This window comes from Pseudomonas sp. ADAK13 (assembly GCF_012935715.1).
GTDB lineage: Bacteria > Pseudomonadota > Gammaproteobacteria > Pseudomonadales > Pseudomonadaceae > Aquipseudomonas.
Genome location: NZ_CP052860.1, coordinates 6,694,148 through 6,711,375, shown reverse-complemented (window position 1 = coordinate 6,711,375; position 17,228 = coordinate 6,694,148). Strand labels below are relative to the sequence as shown.

20 protein-coding genes are annotated in these 17,228 nt (G+C 61.4%); 11 read left to right on the top strand and 9 right to left on the bottom strand.

Features of this window, described 5'->3' with window-relative positions; all coding sequences use genetic code 11:
* Positions 1-85: 85 nt before the first annotated feature.
* From HKK54_RS31020 to HKK54_RS31010, 3 genes are read right to left on the bottom strand one after another with little or no spacing between them, the layout of a single operon-like run.
* A complete protein-coding gene (locus tag HKK54_RS31020) occupies positions 86-1,183 on the bottom strand; it encodes a DNA alkylation repair protein (RefSeq protein WP_169388960.1) in 1,098 nt (365 codons plus the stop codon).
* A gap of 50 nt (positions 1,184-1,233) precedes the next feature.
* Positions 1,234-2,580: a glutamine synthetase family protein gene (locus tag HKK54_RS31015; RefSeq protein WP_169388959.1), complete on the bottom strand. Its 1,347-nt coding sequence runs from the start codon at positions 2,578-2,580 to the stop codon at positions 1,234-1,236.
* Between the two features lie 11 nt (positions 2,581-2,591).
* Positions 2,592-3,149: a helix-turn-helix domain-containing protein gene (locus tag HKK54_RS31010; protein WP_010172245.1), complete on the bottom strand. Its 558-nt coding sequence runs from the start codon at positions 3,147-3,149 to the stop codon at positions 2,592-2,594.
* Between the two features lie 57 nt (positions 3,150-3,206).
* Here HKK54_RS31010 and HKK54_RS31005 point away from each other — a divergent pair, with 57 nt between their 5' ends.
* On the top strand, positions 3,207-3,599 hold the full coding sequence (locus tag HKK54_RS31005; RefSeq protein WP_237151031.1) for a nuclear transport factor 2 family protein: 393 nt from the start codon (positions 3,207-3,209) through the stop codon (positions 3,597-3,599).
* Between the two features lie 12 nt (positions 3,600-3,611).
* On the opposite strand, the gene HKK54_RS31000 is transcribed toward HKK54_RS31005, so the two are convergent.
* Positions 3,612-3,962 (bottom strand): LemA family protein, encoded by a 351-nt coding sequence (locus tag HKK54_RS31000; protein ID WP_010172241.1) that lies wholly within the window; start codon positions 3,960-3,962, stop codon positions 3,612-3,614.
* Positions 3,963-4,122: 160 nt separating this feature from the next.
* Here HKK54_RS31000 and HKK54_RS30995 point away from each other — a divergent pair, with 160 nt between their 5' ends.
* Together HKK54_RS30995 and HKK54_RS30990 are read left to right on the top strand one after the other, a co-directional pair.
* Positions 4,123-4,431, top strand: coding sequence for an RcnB family protein (locus HKK54_RS30995; RefSeq protein WP_010172240.1), 309 nt, complete (start codon positions 4,123-4,125; stop codon positions 4,429-4,431).
* Between the two features lie 155 nt (positions 4,432-4,586).
* A complete protein-coding gene (locus tag HKK54_RS30990) occupies positions 4,587-5,777 on the top strand; it encodes an MFS transporter (RefSeq protein ID WP_169388958.1) in 1,191 nt (396 codons plus the stop codon).
* Between the two features lie 18 nt (positions 5,778-5,795).
* Here HKK54_RS30990 and HKK54_RS30985 read toward each other — a convergent pair whose 3' ends face one another.
* From HKK54_RS30985 to HKK54_RS30975, 3 genes are all read right to left on the bottom strand, one after another.
* Positions 5,796-6,065 carry a DUF1652 domain-containing protein gene (locus HKK54_RS30985; protein WP_010172236.1) on the bottom strand — a complete coding sequence of 90 codons (270 nt, stop codon included), beginning with the start codon at positions 6,063-6,065 and terminating at the stop codon, positions 5,796-5,798.
* An 11-nt stretch (positions 6,066-6,076) separates the two neighbouring features.
* On the bottom strand, positions 6,077-6,328 hold the full coding sequence (locus HKK54_RS30980) for a CsbD family protein (protein WP_010172234.1): 252 nt from the start codon (positions 6,326-6,328) through the stop codon (positions 6,077-6,079).
* Between the two features lie 132 nt (positions 6,329-6,460).
* Positions 6,461-7,957 (bottom strand): PAS domain S-box protein, encoded by a 1,497-nt coding sequence (locus tag HKK54_RS30975; protein WP_169388957.1) that lies wholly within the window; start codon positions 7,955-7,957, stop codon positions 6,461-6,463.
* A gap of 304 nt (positions 7,958-8,261) precedes the next feature.
* On the opposite strand from HKK54_RS30975, the gene HKK54_RS30970 reads away from it, so the two are divergent.
* The 8 genes from HKK54_RS30970 (at position 8,262) to HKK54_RS30935 (ending at position 15,111) form a co-directional block, all read left to right on the top strand.
* Positions 8,262-9,230: a hypothetical protein gene (locus tag HKK54_RS30970; RefSeq protein ID WP_169388956.1), complete on the top strand. Its 969-nt coding sequence runs from the start codon at positions 8,262-8,264 to the stop codon at positions 9,228-9,230.
* A 113-nt stretch (positions 9,231-9,343) separates the two neighbouring features.
* Positions 9,344-10,147: an AraC family transcriptional regulator gene (locus tag HKK54_RS30965; RefSeq protein ID WP_169389403.1), complete on the top strand. Its 804-nt coding sequence runs from the start codon at positions 9,344-9,346 to the stop codon at positions 10,145-10,147.
* Positions 10,148-10,280: 133 nt separating this feature from the next.
* The gene (locus tag HKK54_RS30960; protein ID WP_169388955.1) at positions 10,281-11,099 is read left to right on the top strand and encodes an ABC transporter ATP-binding protein; all 819 of its coding nucleotides are present in this window, start codon (positions 10,281-10,283) and stop codon (positions 11,097-11,099) included.
* The gene (locus tag HKK54_RS30955; RefSeq protein WP_010172223.1) at positions 11,096-11,860 is read left to right on the top strand and encodes an ABC transporter permease; all 765 of its coding nucleotides are present in this window, start codon (positions 11,096-11,098) and stop codon (positions 11,858-11,860) included. Before HKK54_RS30960 ends, HKK54_RS30955 begins: the two co-directional genes overlap by 4 nt.
* Positions 11,861-11,885: 25 nt before the next feature.
* Positions 11,886-12,926 carry an ABC transporter substrate-binding protein gene (locus HKK54_RS30950; protein WP_169388954.1) on the top strand — a complete coding sequence of 347 codons (1,041 nt, stop codon included), beginning with the start codon at positions 11,886-11,888 and terminating at the stop codon, positions 12,924-12,926.
* Positions 12,923-13,807: a PhzF family phenazine biosynthesis protein gene (locus HKK54_RS30945; protein WP_169388953.1), complete on the top strand. Its 885-nt coding sequence runs from the start codon at positions 12,923-12,925 to the stop codon at positions 13,805-13,807. Before HKK54_RS30950 ends, HKK54_RS30945 begins: the two co-directional genes overlap by 4 nt.
* The gene (locus tag HKK54_RS30940) at positions 13,804-14,256 is read left to right on the top strand and encodes a RidA family protein (RefSeq protein WP_169388952.1); all 453 of its coding nucleotides are present in this window, start codon (positions 13,804-13,806) and stop codon (positions 14,254-14,256) included. The genes HKK54_RS30945 and HKK54_RS30940 overlap by 4 nt, the downstream gene beginning before the upstream one ends.
* 234 nt (positions 14,257-14,490) lie before the next feature.
* Positions 14,491-15,111: a transglycosylase SLT domain-containing protein gene (locus tag HKK54_RS30935; protein WP_169388951.1), complete on the top strand. Its 621-nt coding sequence runs from the start codon at positions 14,491-14,493 to the stop codon at positions 15,109-15,111.
* A 39-nt stretch (positions 15,112-15,150) separates the two neighbouring features.
* Here HKK54_RS30935 and HKK54_RS30930 read toward each other — a convergent pair whose 3' ends face one another.
* Together HKK54_RS30930 and HKK54_RS30925 are read right to left on the bottom strand one after the other, a co-directional pair.
* Positions 15,151-16,314 (bottom strand): hypothetical protein, encoded by a 1,164-nt coding sequence (locus HKK54_RS30930; RefSeq protein ID WP_010172213.1) that lies wholly within the window; start codon positions 16,312-16,314, stop codon positions 15,151-15,153.
* Positions 16,315-16,328: 14 nt separating this feature from the next.
* Positions 16,329-17,216, bottom strand: coding sequence for a nitrilase family protein (locus HKK54_RS30925; protein ID WP_169389402.1), 888 nt, complete (start codon positions 17,214-17,216; stop codon positions 16,329-16,331).
* Positions 17,217-17,228 lie beyond the last annotated feature (12 nt).

Sequence of the window (17,228 nt, the reverse complement as noted above, 5' to 3'; positions counted from 1 at the left end):
TGATCGCAATACGAATTTCCAGCATTGTCCGACAATTAATTCGTCTGAAAGGCCCGAAATAGAGCCTTCGTTAACGTTTTAAGGATTATTTGGCGAGTTCAAACTCGACACTGCCCAACCGCTCCCCATTCACCAACACGTGCACCGCGTGCTTGCCGGGATAGTGCTTGCGCGTGGTCAGTTCACGGATATGTTGGCCACGGCTAATCGAGTGATGTTCACCCGCGCCGAGGGTAAACGCCTTGAGTTTGAACACTTTCGACGCGCTGTGACCGGCGCTTTTTACGTAGTCGATGGCGTAGTCGACCACCAGTTTCTGCGACGTGTCGGCCGTGGATTCCAGACTGAAAGACAGGTTGATCCGCTCCCCGAGGCTAATCACCGCAGGCTCGACCTTGAGCTGATGGATCTTCACCTCGGCCCTGGCTCCCGCCCCCATGATTGTCAGCGCCCGGGTATTGCCTTGCTTGATCAGGCTGCGCAGCGCGTGACGGGCGATCCACGCGGTGTGGGGATTCTCCAGGGACCAGCCTTCGATCAGGCTCAGTACCCAATCCGGGTGGTCCTTGGTGATGTCGTTGAGGTGGTTGGCCACCGACTTGCGCACGTACAGGCTGGTGTCGGCCTTGAGGTTGTCGAGGATCGACGCGCACAGGCTCGGGTCGGCCTGCACGCTGGCCAGGCGAAATGACCAGGGCAACCGTGGCCGTGAGCCTTCGCTGGCGAGGCGGCGTACGTGCTCGTTGTCATCCAGCGACCACCCTTGCATCACCGCCAGGGTGCGCTTGAAATCCCGCTGCAGAAAATGCCGCACGGCAAACTCGGCAGAGCCGAAGGTGGTGAAGTACTTGAGCGCGGCCATGGAGCGCTTGAAGTCTTCGCCGCCGTAGCTGGCAACGTAGTGGGGCAGGAACAGGCTGACAAAGGCGCTGTTCAGCCGGGGTGCCAGGGCATACAGCAACTTCAGCGTCTGGGGGTAATCCAGCGGGATCACGGCGTGCAGGCTTTCGCTGACCCGAGCCATGCGCTGCATCACCGACAGGTCCGCCAACCCGGCCTTGGCGTGCTTGAGGAAACCCTTGGCGTCGAACGCCGGGTACACCGCGGTCATTTCGGTGGCGATGTGTTGCAGGCGTTCGGCGTTGAAGATTTCCTTCAGGGCCGGGGCGCTTTGGTCGGTCATGGGCAAGTCCGCGGGTAGCCAGAGATGCCCATGAGGCTAACCATCAGCGTCTACAGATACCAGCGATATTCCCGCGCATGAATCTCCTGCTGGAACGCCAAATGGTCCTGGCGTTTGTTTTCGCAATACACGTCGACAAACTCTGCGCCCAGGCCTTCTCGCAACGTTGGCTGATGCTGCATGGCGCGCACGGCTTCGAGCATTTCCAGGGGGAAATCCGCGCCGCTGTTGCGGTCGTCGTTCAGCGGTGCGATAGGTTCTTTGGCCGCTTCAAGGCCATGCTCAAGCCCCACCAGAATCGCGGCCAACACCAGATACGGATTGGCATCGGCACTCGCCAGGCGGTGTTCGATGCGCAGGTTGCGCGGGTCCGATTCCGGGATTCGCACGCACGCGTCGCGATCCTCAAAGCCCCAGCAGGCGCGGGTCGCCGCGTTCACCGTGCCGCCCAGGCGGCGGAAGGCGTTGTGGTTGGGCGAGAAAATCGGCATGCAATGGGGCAGCAGCTCCAGGCAGCCGGCCACCGCGTGACGCAACGGTTGCTGCTGGTGGGCCGCCAGCAGGTTGTTGCCCGCCGCGTCGTACAGGCTGACGTGCACGTGCATGCCGCTGCCGGGGTGTTGCAGGTAAGGCTTGGCCATGAAGCTGGCGCGGTAACCGTGCTTTAGGGCCACGCCACGCGTGCTGCGGCAGAACAGGGCGGCCCAGTCGGCGGCGCGCAGGCCGTCTTCCAGGTGACCGAAATTGATTTCGAACTGGCCGGGGCCCAGCTCGGCAGTGATCACCGTGATGTCGATGCCCTGGGCCTTGGCGGTTTCGACCATGTCATCCAGCACCGGCGCGAAGCGCGACAGCCGCTCGATGTGCAGGTTGGGCTGGTCGTCGGCGTCATCGCTCAGCGGGTCGCGGGCAAATTGCGGCAGGCCGTCGCTGAGCTTTTTGTCGAACAGGTAGAACTCCAGCTCAAACGCCACCACCGGGTGAATGCCTTTGCGCTGCAGGCGTTCCAGCACCTGGGCCAGCACTTCACGGGGTTCGAATTCAATCGGCGCTTCGGTGCCGTCGGAGGTGATCAGCATCTGCCCCAGGGGCTGCGCTTCCCAGCTCACCGGCTTGAGGGTGCCGGGCACCAGGCGGCGGTTGGCGTCCGGGTCACCGTCGTGAAAGCAGTAGTCGCCGATCTTGAACAGGCCGCCCTGGGCACCCAGCAACACGGCGTTTTGCGGCAGCTTCAAGGGGCTGCCGGCGGCGACCTTTTCCAGCATGTCCACCGGGTAGCGCTTGCCGTAGAAGTGCCCGGGAATGTCCAGGGCAATCAGGTCGACATAGCGCACATCGGGGTGGTTCTGGCGAAAGGTCCGGACTTCGGCCAGCAGCGTGGAGGATTGGCTTTTCACGGGTGTTGCTCCTAGTTGTAGACCCACAGCACGCGGGCCGGCAGGTCGGTCAGGTTGCCGTAGCGGCAGTGGGCAAAACTGGCCAGGTGGAAGCTGTCGCCGGGGCCCAGGGTGACGGAGTCAGCCTCGCCCTCGACCCACAGCGTCAACTCGCCCTCCAGCACGTAGCCGGCCTGTTCGGCGCGGTCACTCATGGTCTGTTCGCCACTGTTGGCACCGGGGGCCAGCAGGCTGTCGAGGATCGAGAACGCGCCGTGCATGGTGGGCGACACTAGGATGTCGGTGATGCCATTGGCGTAATACACCGTGCGCCGCTCATTGGGGCGCGTGACCCAGTCCACCGCCTTGGGTTTGGACAGGCTGTAGAAATAGGTGGTAGGCACACCGAGGGCGTGGCTGATGGCAGTCAAGTCGGCCACGGTGGGGCGCGACAGGCCGCGTTCAACCTGGGACAGGAAACCTACGGAGCGCTCGATCTTTTGCGCGAGTTGCGCCAGGGTAAGCTTCTTGTGCTTGCGCAGGTCGTGGATCAGGATCGCCAGGGCGTCGAGTTCTTCTTGCTTGTCCATGGGCGTTTCGTGAAATTCTTATCAAGAAATTTCATGAAAAATTACAGGATTAATTTCATGGAGGCAATGGGTATGGAGTTGTCGGAGCATTTACGCAGCCTTGAACAAGAGCTGCATCAATGCACCACCCGTGCGGATGCCGCGCGGTTGTCGGTGTTGCTGGCGGATGATTTCGTGGAATTTGGTGCCAGCGGCAATGTGTGGGGCAGCAAGGCCGAGGTGATCGAGGGGCTACAGGATGAGGTGTTTTCAGCCCGTAGCATCGGTGACTTTGCGTTGAAGATACTGGCCGAAGGCGTGGCGCTGGTGACCTATCGTTGCCAACGGGCGGCGACGGAGGCCAATGCGGCAGGGGAGTCGTTGCGCAGTTCGGTGTGGCGCGAGAGCGGCGGGCAGTGGCAGATGGTGTTTCATCAGGGCACGCCGACGCGTCAGCGTGCACCTGTGTAGGCGTCGGCAGGTTCAGACCGTACGCTTGACCTCAAACCCCGACAGGCTCGCATCGTCACGATGCCCCAGCAGTTCCGCCACTACCGACGTCGGCGACTTGTGCTTGTAGGTGTTGTAGTTGTTGACCGAGTCGTGGAACAGCTGGCGGGTGAACGCGACACGGCTTTCCAGGCCGGCGATTTCCGCGCCGGGTGACGGGGCGCTTTGAGCCGCCGCCAATTGTTGCTCGGCGTCCTTGAATTGGCCGAAGGCTTTTTTGCAACGATCGAGCAGCGCCACCAGTTCCCGGTAGGTGCCGAACACGTACAGCGCGAGCAAGGTGACAACGGTCACGAAAATGATGATGACGTGGGTACCAGTCATTGGACGTCCTGGGCAGCTGGAAAAAAGAACCAATCTTATCTGATTAATCGTCGGCCCGGTCGCTGGCTGTCCATCCATCTGCCGCTTCCATCACTGCGCTGAATGATTCCCCGCGGCTGCGGTCGGAATCTTTACGCGTCATTCATTGAAGGAAGTGCCCATGAAGTCCAAGTCCCTTGTTGCCTGCCTGCTGGTTGCCGCGAGCCTGTGCGCCGCGAGCTTCACCGTCCAGGCCGCTGATACCCCGCAAAAAACCGTGCAGCCTTCAAACATCAATACCCGCGACCTCAAGACCGGCGACCGCGCGCCGGACATCCTGATGCGCAAGGAATCCGCCATCGCCGACTGGAAAAAACATGGCCTGAAGCAGCCGGAAGAAGACAGCCAGTGGGCCCGTGTGAACGACAAGTACGTGTTGCTCAAAACCACCAATGGCACGATTCTCGACATCACGCCCGTTAAAAAATGACCCCGGCAGCGGGATGAGCGATCCCGTGCTCATCCCGCTGCATTTGATTTTTGCATAAATGCATAAATCAGCATTTTTTGCCGGTTGTTTTGCGTTAAGGTAGATCCGCTTGCGGGCTGCAATGGCCCCTTTACCTTGATCAGAATGAGAGCAGGATGCTTGCCACAATAAGAAATTACCCGCGTACCGTGAACCTGCTGTTGTCGGCCACGCTGATCCTCACCCTGGCCAAGGCCATCACGTTTCCGTACCTGGTCATCTACCTCACCAACCACTTTGCCCTGGACATCAGCCAGGTCGGCCTGGTGATCGGCAGCTCGCTGATCCTCGGTTCGCTGCTCAGTGTGTACGGTGGCTTCCTGGTAGACCGCATCAACAGTTATCGGCTGTTGCTCAGTCTGAGCGTGGTGTTTGCGCTGGGGTTTGTCGGCACGGTGCTGGCCCGGGAAATCTGGACGTTCTACAGCTGCCTGATCCTGATCAACCTGGCGTATGCGGTGATCGACATCGCGATCAAGTCCGGGTTTGCCAGCCTGCTGCCGGAAGAGGAGCGCAGCGAAGCGTTTTCCATCAAGTACACCCTGACCAATATCGGTTACGCCGTAGGGCCGTTTTTTGGCGCGATGGTGGCCAAGCTCGATATCAGCTTGCCGTTTATTCTATCGGCCGCTCTGGGCCTCGGGTTTTTCCTGCTGTATTGGCGCTGGGGCGACCGCACCCTGGCCACCGTCGACACCACGCAAAAACCGGTGTCGTTCCTCGCCGTGGGCCGCGTATTGCTGCGGGATCACCGGCTGGTGTGCTTCACCATCGGCGGCTTGCTCAGTGCCGTGGTGTTCGGCCAGTTCACCGCGTACCTCTCGCAGTACCTGGTGACCACCACCACCGCCGAGTACACCTACACCATCATCAGCGCGGTCCTGACCACCAACGCCGTGTTGGTGATCGCCCTGCAATACGCGATTGGCCGACGCATTTCCCACCGCTACCTGAGCCAGTGGCTGATCTTCGGCCTGGGCATGTTCATGCTGGGGGTGATTGGCTTTGCCCTGGCGAGCAACGTGTGGTGGTGGATCCTGGCGATGGCGATTTTCACCGTGGGCGAAATCGTGGTGTTTCCCGCCGAATACATGTTTATCGACCGCATCGCCCCGGACCACCTGCGCGGCATGTACTACGGCGCACAAAACCTCTCCAACCTCGGCGCTGCCCTGGGGCCGGTGTTGTGCGGGCTGGTGCTGGCCAGCCTGCCGGCCCACTACATGTTCTACATGTTGGCAGCGTTTATTGTCGGGGGAGGGGTGTTCTATTTTATCGGGGCGTCGTTGAAGGCGCGTTCAGTGTAGAAGCGAGCAAGCTCGCTCCTACAGTGGGCGCAGTGGCAGATCATCCAGAGTGACTTTGCCGACCGTGTTGCTCTGCAGTTCGTAGCGCAACTCGTCGACCATTTTTTCCACTTCCTGCGGGGTCTGCAGCTTGTTGACGCTGATCCCGGTGACCACCAGGTCTACCCGGCCACTTTCGGCATCGAAGACCTTGAGGGTCAACGAGGCGTCACGGCACAGGGTGAACTCGCAGGTCAGGGGCGACAGCGCCTCTTCGATGCAGTTGCGCAGTTGGGAGAGCGTAAACATTTGGGCTCTCCTCAGCGACGACGCAGCAACAGGCCCAGCAGCAGGCCGACACCGGCGACAATCGCAACCGTCGCCAGGGGTTTTTGCTTGGCAAAGTCGCCGACGGTGTCCAGCGCGTCACCGTAGGTTTGCTGCAACTGGCCAGCGGCCTGACGGGCCACACCTTCGGCCTGGAGCTGTTCGTCACCGGTCAGATCACCCAAAAAACCTTGAGCCTTGCCGGCCACTTTCTCGACGGCACCTTTGACTTGTTCGCTTTTCATGATGGATTCCTTAAAGGGCATGACATCTCAACAGCACAGGACCCAAAGCCCTGTGCCCACCCTTCAAGGTTAAGCAGTGCACCCCCGTGCAATAAGGCGAATTTGCACCGGTCGCACTAGTGCATTTGCACTCTATTTCGTTTTTTTAACCCGCAATTCGCCAGCAAACAGCCCGCGCTCACGGGCCCAGACGATGGCTGCACTACGGCTGTGCACCCCCAGTTTTGAGTACACCGTGGCCACATGGTTACGCACGGTGTTGGGCGCCAGTTTCAGGCGCGAGGCGATCTCCTTGTCGGCCAGGCCTTCGCAAATCAGGCCCAGTACATCGCGCTCCCGGGCGGTGAGGTCGGTAAAGGAAATGTTCGGCACGTTGGGGCTGTTGACGCTCTTGGCGTTGGCCAGTTTTTCAATCAGCGTCTGGCTGAACCACGAGGCGTCCTGCATCACTTCCTCGATCGCCGCCACCAGTTCCAGCTCGGAGCGTTTGCGCTCGGTGATGTTCATCAGCACCAGCAGGTAGCAGGGTACGTCCTGAATGCTGACCGTGTCGGCAGACAGCACGCAGTCGATCACCTCGCTGCCTTTCTTGCGGATCTTCAGGTCGAGGCCGTCGAGGTTGCCGGCCTTCTCCAGGGTGGTGAACAGTTGCGTACTCGCCTGGGGGCTGTCGATAAAGTCGATGTCTTCGATGGATTTACCGATCAGTTCTTCACTGATATAGCCGGTGATGTTCATGAAGGCTTCGTTGATGTCCACCACCTGCCGGTTGGCCGCGTTGCACACCAGGGTCGGCACGGGCGTCAGCCGGAATGACTTGGCAAAGCGTTCCTCACTCTGGCGCAGGGCAGTTTCGGCCTTGCGGCGGGGCTCAAGGTCGGTGAAGGAAAACAGCATGCAGTCTTCCTCGTTCATGTCCAGCGGCTGGCCGGCCACGATCACCAGTTTGCTGCCGCCTTCGGGCAGTTTCAGTTCGGCTTGCATCTGCGGGATGGTCGAACCTTCGCCCAGGCGCTTGACGGCAAGGTCCTTGTTTTCGGCCTGCTCCAACACGTCCAGTTCGTACACCGAACGGCCGATTACCTGGTCACGGCTGTAGCCGGTCATCTCCAGAAAGCCCTGGTTGACCTTGATATAGCGCAGGTCGCTCAAGCGGCAGATCACTGCCGGGGCCGGGTTGGCATTGAAGGTTTTTTCGAAGCGTTGTTCGGCGCTGGCCCATTCGGTGGCGTCGCTCAGGATCAGCACCAGCAACTCCGGCTCGCCGGATGCGTCGGTGAGTACCAGGCTGCGCAGGCGGTGCACCCAGGTTTTTTCCTCGTCGCCGGTGGGGGTGACTTCCACCACCACGTCGCTGAATTCTTCACCGTCCGCCACCCGGCTCAGCGGGTAGTTCTCCAGCACCAGCGGGTGGTTGTTGCGATAACGCAAAGCAAAGCGGGCGGCGTATTCCTGGGTATTGGCACCCAGCTCTTCAACTTTCTCCACGCCGTGCATCAGCAGCGCGGCTTCGTTGGCCCACAGGATGGTTTGGTCGACCTCGGCAAGAATCACTCCATCGGACAAGCCGGAGATGATCTGCTGCAGTTGGCGGCGGTTGGTTTCTTTGGCGAGGACGGCCTGGCTCATGGTTTCTCCAATATTGAGGGCACCTGCGCCCCCTGTAGGAGCTGGCTTGCCAGCGAAAAGCTCAACAGCAACGCGGACCTCCAGGATGTGCGCGTCATCGTTTACGACCATCGCTGGCAAGCCAGCTCCTACAGGGGAGCGGTTTCAGGCGCATAGGGAGTACGACACCTGAGGCTCAGGATAGTGCAGAGAAAGTACCCGGCGCGGGGTGCGAATGCACCAGTGCGCCTAGTGCAATTGTGCCGAGACCGCAGGGGAGGGCCTCGCCAAACTGAGCGCCTACTCACTGTTCAAAGGATCGATCATGACCACTGTCTATGAAACCAACCGTTCGCTGTTTCGTGTCTCCTGGGGCTCGGTATTGGCCGGTAGTGCAATTGCCCTGGTGACCTACCTGGTGCTGAGCGTGCTGGGCACCGCGATTGGCGCGAGTGCGGTGAACCCGATGGCAGCCGGTAACCCGCTGAGCGGTTTTGGTACCGGTGCCGGGATCTGGCTGTTTGTGTCTACCTTGCTGGCGATCGGCGCCGGTGCATTTGTAGCCGGGCGTACTGCGCCGGATCGCGGCGGCCTGCACGGCGTGCTGAGCTGGACCATCACCACCTTGTTGACCACCTGGCTGCTGGCAGCGCTGGCCACCAGCGTGGTGGGTGCTGCGGGGAATGTCGTGGGCAAAGGCCTGTCGGCGGCCGGTAGCGGTATCGCCGCCGTGGCGCCGGGGATCAGCGACAGCGTCAAGCAGCAGCTGGATGAGCAAGGTATCAAGCTGGACTGGAACAGCCTGCAAGGCCAGCTCGACACGCTGCTCAAGCAGAGCGGCAAGCCTGAGCTGGATCCGGCCAACGTTGAGCAAAAAGCCGACCAGGCAAGCGCCGACGGCAAGCAATCGGCCAACGATGCCGCGACAAACCCCACCAAGGCCGGTGATGAACTGAAGCAATGGTTCGAACGGGTCAAGGCGTCCGGCGAGCCAGCGTTGAACGCAGCGGACAAGCAGGCGCTGGTCAACATCGTCGCCGCCCGTACCGGCAAGAGCCAGGCTGAAGCCACCCAGATCGTCGACAACTATGCCCAGGCTTATCAGCAGGCCATGCAGAAGGTTGAAGAACTGAAGCAACAGGCTGAACAGAAAGCCCGTGAAGCCGGCGAAGTGGCGGCCAAGCAACTGTCCCATGCGGCGTGGGGCACCTTGTTGATGTTGCTGCTGGGTGCGGCATTGAGCTTCGGCGTCGGTCGCCTGGCGATTTCCACCCGTCGTGTGCCGTTGGCTTGATCATGACTTGAGGTGCTTTATGGGGTGAGGGAGCAAGCTCCCTCACCCCAATGCTTGGCTGGCACCAAACATGCTAGTGTCAGCACTCCAACACCCACCGGCAGTGCATGGCGATGCGCGAAATCTACAGCGTCTTCAACTCCAACGGCGCCTATGAAACCGGGGCTCACGCCCATGACGAATTCATGCTGATGGTGCCCGAGCACGGCCTGTTGCGCTTCAAGGACGAGGACAGCGGACGCACCACCTCGGTGATCGACCGCCAGTTCGTCCTGGTGCCGCCGCAATGCAGCCATTCCTCCTCGTCACTCACCACCCGCCAGGGCCACGTAGCGTTCTACGTCGACCCCGACTACATGCACTACGCCTTGCGTGACCTCTCCGGTGACGCCAATCGGCTGCTCCGTGTGCCCACCCTGGGCATCTGGCAAACCTCTGCACCGTTGCACCATCTGCTCCTGGCGAAAAAAGCCTTCAGCCAACCCGACCTGTACGTCGACCGCCGCCGGCAAGTTGCCCAGGCCGATCACTTGCTGCTGCTCGAATGCCTGGCGATTTCCCTCAGCCAGCCGAGCCTGCAACGCTCCTCCACCGAGCGCCACGGCGCCATGCTGGTGCGTGACGTGAAGGCCTACGTGGAGGGCAATCTCGAACATGCGCCGGGGCTGGATGAGATCGCCGAAACGTTCCACATGTCCCGCCGTCACTTGACCCGGCTGTTCGCGCTGCACACCGGCGAGACGGTGCTGGCGTACGTCCAGCGCCTGCGCCTGGAGCGGGCCCGGACCCTGTTGCGGCACACGCGCATGTCGGTGCTGGAGATCGCCAATAACGTCGGCTATGAATCACCTTCCCACCTGGCCCATGTGTTCCGCCGGGTGCTGGGTGTTTCGCCGGATGAGTGGCGCCGAGGCTGATACCGCTTCAACTTTTTTGATGTCCCGATCCCGCGCATGATCCGGCCCGATCCCGTGCGCCACAAATTTGTCATCCGTTCATCCTCACCCCGTCAACAACAAACAAGTCCGGCCTACCGGACGAGGAGGGGCGGTGAGTGCAAAACCCTTTATCAGCTTCACTGGGGTGCAGAAAAGCTTCAAAGTCGAGGGCCGCCAGTTTGTGGCCGTGCGCAATGTGACACTCCAGGTTCAACGGGGTGAAATCATCACCCTGGTGGGCCCTTCGGGCTGCGGCAAGTCCACCTTGCTCAACATGACCGCCGGGCTCTTTGGCCCCACTGAAGGCCAGGTGCATTACGACGGCGCCGAGGTCAAAGGCGTCAACACCCAGGTCGGCTACATGACCCAGGCCGACCACCTGCTGCCATGGCGCACCGTGGCCGGCAACATCGCCGTGCCGTTGCAAATCCGCCGCATGCCCAAGGCCCAGATCGACAGTCGTGTCGAGGAACTGATGGCGCTGGTAGGCCTCACCGGTTTCGGCGAAAGCTACCCCAACCAGCTTTCCGGCGGCATGCGCAAACGCGCGGCCATGGCACGCTTGATGGCCAGCGATCCGGAAACCCTGTTGATGGACGAACCCTTCGGCGCCCTTGATGCGCAGATGCGTTTGACCCTGCAAACCGAACTCTTGCGCCTGTGCCGCAAGCTCAACAAGACCGTGCTGTTTGTCACCCACGACGTCGACGAAGCCATCGCGCTGGCCGACCGTTGTGTGGTGTTCGCCGGCCGCCCCGGCACCATCGACCATGTGCTCGATATTCCCCTGGCCGGCGAACGCAACCTCGTGCAATTGCGCTCCGACCCACGCTATGTGGAACTCTGCGCCGCCCTCTGGAAACGCCTGGCGCCGGATGTAGCCGGTGCGGCGGATCCTTCCTCATTGGCCCACTCGTTGGAGGTCGTATGATCCAGGTCTATCGCTTGCTGTTCCTGGTGTTCCTGCTGGTGTTCTGGGAATGCGTGTCGCGCTGGTTCGGTGTGGAATTCTTCATCAGCCGGCCTTCGGCGGTGGCGCAAAGCTTGTGGAAAATCCTCATGAACGGGGTGTTTTTCTACCACGCCGGCATCACCACGCTGGAAGCGGTGCTGGGCTTCTTCTTCGGCTCCCTCGCTGGCTTGATCGCCGGTCTGGTATTGGGCCGCGCCAAGCTCTTGGCCGACATCCTCGACCCGTTTCTGACCGCGTTCTACAGCTTGCCGAAAGTCGCGCTGGCGCCGCTGTTCATCCTCTGGTTCGGCATCGGTTTGCCGATGAAAGTCATCCTCACCGCCGCCGTGGTGTTCTTCCTGGTGTTCCTCAACACCTACAGCGGTGTGCGCAACGTCTCCCGCGAGCAACTGACCATCCTGCGCCTGATGGGCGCCAAGGAGCGCGACCTGTTGACCATGGTGGTGATCCCGTCGGCCTTCACCTGGGTGTTCACCGGCCTGCGCCTGTCGGTGCCCTACGCGCTGATCGGCGCGCTGGTGGGCGAGATCATCGCCGCCAACCGTGGCCTGGGTTACCTGCTCTCGGATGCCGCCTCGCAGTTCGACACCGCCGGTGTGTTTGCCGCGCTGGTGGGGATCATCGCCCTGGCGCTGATCCTGAACACCGCGGTGAAGCTGGCCGAACGCAGATTGATGCCGTGGAAAGCCAACGAAGCGGAACGTGAAGTCGCGGTTTAACCCCCAAAATTTGTGGAGCCTGATCATGTTGAAACCACTGTTCATCGCCAGCGTTTTACTCGCGTCATGCATGCCCACCGCACAGGCCCGGGACCTGACCAAAGTCACCCTGGCGTTCCCCAGCGAAGGCTTCCTGTACGTGCCGATCTACGTCGCGCAGAAGCAAGGCTACTTCGCCGATGAAGGCCTGAACGTCGACGTCATCGTGTTCCAGAAAGGCGGCTCGGCAGCACTCACCGCCGTGCTGGGGCGTGACGCCGATGCGTACGTCGGCCTGCCCGCCGTCGCGGTGCGTGCCCGTACCAAGGGCCAGGACGTCCAGGCGTTCGCCGCCGTGCAAACCCAGTTCGGCAGCACCGTGGTGATCGACGGGGCCTCGGCGCAAAAGGCCGGTGTGTCGGCCACTTCATCCCTGGCGGCCCGTGCCCAGGCGCTCAAGGGCTTGAAGATCGGCGTCACCGGCCCCGGCAGCACCACCGACATGCTGGTGCGCTACCTGGCCAAGGACGCGGGCCTCAACCCGGACAAAGACTTCACCATCATGCCCATCGGTGGCGCGCCGAACATGCTCGCGGCGTTTTCCCAAGGCAGCATCAACGGCTTCTCGTTGTCGCCACCCACCATCACCACCGCTGAAAAACAGGGCGGCTTTGTGCTGATGGACCTGGCCAAGGGCGAATACAAACCCCTGGACGGCTTTCTCTTCACCGCGATGATTGCCCGCGAAGACTGGCTGGCCAACAACAAGGCCACCGCCGAGAAAATGGTCCGCGCCCTGTGGCGTGCCGAGCACCTGATTGCCAGCGACCCGGACAAGGCTCGCGAATCGGTACGCCCGTATTTCGCCAACACCGACGCCGCCATCTTCAATGCCGCCTGGACCGCCTCGTTGCCGTCCTACCCGGCAACGCCACGGATCGAGAAAGACGGTGTTGAGAAAAACATCCGCTTCATGAACGCGGTGGAGAGCGACCCGGTAAAACTCGACCCGCAGCAGGTCTACACCAACTCCATCGTCGACGCCGTGGCGCCGACTGTTTCCACCCTTCAGGGAGAGGCGAAATGACGCCCGAGGTTCACCTGGTCAATGTTTTTCCCGCCACTGCCCGTGGCGGCAACCCCGCGCCAACCGTGGCCGTGGCCGATGGCATGAGCGATGCCGACATGCAGCAAGTCGCCCGCGACTACGGCCATGAATGCGGCTTTGTATTTGCCCCGCCGGCCGGCAGCGAATTTGATTTTGCCTTGCGCTTCTGGGTGCCCAACCACGAGATGGAAATGTGCGGGCACGCCACCGTGGGAGCGGTGTGGCTGCTGGATCAATTGGGCATGCTGCACAAGGATCGCCTGACGTTATCGACACTGAGCGGTCGGGTGGATGCGCGGATCACCGCTGCGGGTACCCCGGATATCCAGGTGGAAATCAGCCAGCCCAAGGGCCAGGTCGAGGCGTTGAACGACGCTGAAGTCGAGGCCGAGATTCTGTCGGTGCTCGGCATCACCTCCAACGAACTGGCACCGCTGCCGATCCAGAACGCCTGCACCAGCCGGGTGAAAACCCTGATCGCGCTGAAAAGCGTAGCGGTACTGGACAGCCTGAAACCGGACTACCGGCGAATGCAGCAACTGTGCGAGCGCCTTGGTTCCACCGGTTTGTACCCGTACGCGCCCTCGGACCTGGAAGGGCGACAGTTCGATGCGCGGCAATTTCCCAAGTCCTCGGGCTACCCGGAAGACGCCGCCACCGGCATCGCCGCCGCGGCGTTGGCGTTTGGTTTGCTGCACAACGGCCTGGTGACGGCGGATGAACGCCCGGTGCATATTCGCCAGGGGCGGGCGATGGGCCGGCCTTCGCAAATCTCCCTGCGGTTTCGCCGGGATGAGGCGGGGCAAGTGGCGGGCTGCTGGCTGGGTGGGCATGTGGAATTTGTCGAGGAACCGGCATGAGCGTGCACGAAAAACTGAAAGCGCTGGGCCTGGAGCTGCCTGAGGCACCGAGCCCCAAGGGCGACTACGTGCCGGTGACGATTCATGGCGGCGTGGCGTATGTCAGCGGGCAGGTTTGTCGACAGGGTGACCGCGTGATCACCGGGCCGGTGACGGACCAGACGCTGCCTTCGTTGGTTAACGAAGCGGGGCAGACGTGCGTGCTGCGGGCGTTGAGCGTGCTGGACCAGGCGGTAGGGCTGGAGAACGTTGAGCGCATCCTGTTTGTACGCGGGTTTGTGTTGGGCGGGGAAGGTTTCCAGGGGTTCTCCAGGGTGGTCGACGGCGCGTCGCAGCTGTTGATCGAGCTGTTTGGCGAACGCGGCCGGCACGCGCGCTCGGCGGTGGGCGTGGCGGGACTGCCCGGCAACGGTCTGCTTGAACTGGAACTGACGGCAGTCGTTACCTGATAACCACCCGACCCAATGTGGCGAGGGAGCTTGCTCCCGTTGGGCTGCGCAGCAGCCCCAAAACCGGTGAACGCAACGCCCCAGGCATACCGCGCCCACCGGATGGGGAGCGCTTCGCACTCCAGCGGGAGCAAGCTCCCTCGCCACAGAAATAGACTCGCTTTGACCTCTACAGCAACCCCGACGAACGAGTAAACTGCCCGCCTTTTATCCTCACGACGAGACGGTGAGCTTTTGAACGCAGGAAAAACCGCAGGGCTGTTGCTACTTGCTGCCTTATTGGCCGGCTGCGGCACCTCGCCACCCCGCACCCCCAACGACATCTGCGGCATCTTTCGCGAAAAAGACGACTGGTACGACGCCGCCAAGGTGACCCAGGCGCGCTGGGGCGTGCCGATCCAGGTACCGTTCGCCATCATGTATCAGGAGTCCGGCTTTCGACAGGACGCCAAGACCCCGCGTAAATACCTGTTGTGGATCATCCCCTGGGGCCGCGTGTCTACTGCCTCCGGCTATGCCCAGGCCAAGGATGAAGTGTGGAGCGACTACCAGAAAAGCACCGGTCGTACTGGCGCCAGCCGACAGGACTTTGACGACGCCATCGATTTTGTCGGCTGGTACATGGACAAGACCTACACCATCAACGGCGTGTACAAATACGATGCCTACGGCCAATACCTGAACTACCACGAAGGCTGGGGCGGGTATCGTCAGCGCACCTATGCGAGCAAAGCCTGGCTGATGCCGGTGGCCGGCAAGGTGCAGGCGCGTTCACAGATGTATGCGGCGCAATATGCGGGCTGCAAGAACGATTTGGGACGGGGTTTCTGGAGCCGGTTCTGGCATTGGCTGTGACTGCCCGGGCAGTCCGTTGCCCGGCGTAGGAGATAGAGATTAAACGGCCAGCCATCCCACCAATGGCACCACCATCAGGGTGCTCAGCGCCATTGAGATTACGTTGCCGATGTAGGGGTGGAAGTGGGGCGGCAACCGTCCTGCAATGGCGCAGGCCAGTGGCGGCGCGATCAATGCGCCGAGCAATGCACTTGATCCCATCACTTCCCAACTGCCGCCATGGGTCAGCACGGCTGCCGGTACCACCGAAACCAGCGGAACATACGTGGGATACCAGCCGCGTTTGATCCACTGATGTCGCCAGATCACCACGCCCAGTGCAGATGTCAGCGCTTGTGCGCCGATCAGATGCACTACCAGCCCAGATCCATAGGCCGGGCTCACCGGGTTCAACGCGTAAGCCAGTAATACGCCAGCCAACAAGCCCAGGCTGGCCAGTTCATTGCCGAAGAATGGCGCTTCGGAAAAGTCAGCCAACACCCTCCGCGCACTCCACACCAAGCCATAGGTCGGCGGTTTCAATGGAGCAGGCTTTTGCGGCGCGACGTAATCGCTGCGCACCAGTGCCGGCACCCGACGGCACAACACAAAGGCAATCACACTGCCCACCGCCATTCCCAGTACATTGCCGATCACAGCCGGCAAGCCCAGTGGCAGGCAGAGATAATTGACGATCAGTAAACACATCGGTGTGACCAGTACGGCTCCCAGCACGGCACCGTTGAGCGTGACCTTCCAGCCACCCCCGAACATCAGCACCATGGCCGCTGGCAGCGAAACAAACGCCGCAAACGTCGGCTGCCACGTGTCAGCGGTGACGGTCCAGCCCCACAACGCATTACTCAGCAGTAAACCGAGTAATGAACTGGTTACCAGCCACGGCCACAGCCCAGTACCGTACGAGATGGCAAAGCCTTGCCAGGACTTGCCTGTACGGCTGGCCCACCACGCCAGATACGCGCCGCCCAGCAGGCCGAGTGAGGCCAGTTCATGTTTGTAGAACGCGACTTCGCTGATATCCCCTAGCACCCAGCGCAGCCAGGCGCTGGGGTGGGGAAGGCTGGTCACCATATCGGCATAACCGGGCCAGGGGTAAGCAAGGGCTATCCACAGGATCAACAAAGCACTGGCAAGCCCCAGCGCGATGACGGTGTTATCGGCCCGGGAGCGGTCTGCACGCGGCTTTTCCAAAAGGGTTTCCATGAGGCGCCCTCCGATCAGCGTGGCAGGGCGCGATGCTGGGTATACCCGAGCATCTGGTCGTAAATATCCGCACGTCGGTCCCGCTGCAAGTCGTTGAGGCTATTCCAGATAGGCGCACTGCGGGCGCTGGTGAGGTCAACGTCGGCAAACAGAATCTCCTGCCGATTCGCCGAAGCCACCGCGCCGATGGGCCAGCCATTGGTCCCGGCAATCAGCGAGCACCCCAGATACCGCGCATCGCGCTCCTCGCCGATACGGCTGGCTGCGGCGATAAACACGTTATTGACGTGGGCTGCGGTCATCGTGAGGTACGACGCCATGCACTTCCCCGCGTCGTCGAACGGCGGAGGCGGGGTCCAAACCCAGTTATTCAGGCTGCAAATAATATCGGCGCCTTGCTGACTGAGAATGCGCGGCACCTCAGGAAACCAGATGTCCCAGCAGATCAACAGGCCTATACGGCCTATGGGCGTTTCAAAGACGGGAAACCCGACATCGCCGGGAGTGAACCAGAGCTTTTCCATGTTCCACAGATGGGCCTTGCGGTACTTGCCGATAAAACCGTCCGGCCCAAGCAATACGGCGGTATTGAACAGCTGCATGCCGCAGATTTCGCTGAGGCCTGCCACCAGATACACCTGATGTTTACAGGCGAAATCCGTCCAGGCTTGCACACTCGGCCCGCCCGGAATGGCCTCAGCGTGATCAAACGCGTCCTGACGGCTGGAGAAGAAATAACCACAGTTCGAAAGCTCTGGCAGCACGATCAGATTGGCGCCGCCGCTCACCGCCTCCGTTGCCAGCTCTAGGCTAAGACGCAGGTTGCGCTCCCGGTTTTCCATCCCGACCTGGGGATCGAACTGGAGGACAGCTATGCGAACAGGGCTTGTTGGATCGCTCATTGGGGGGTGACC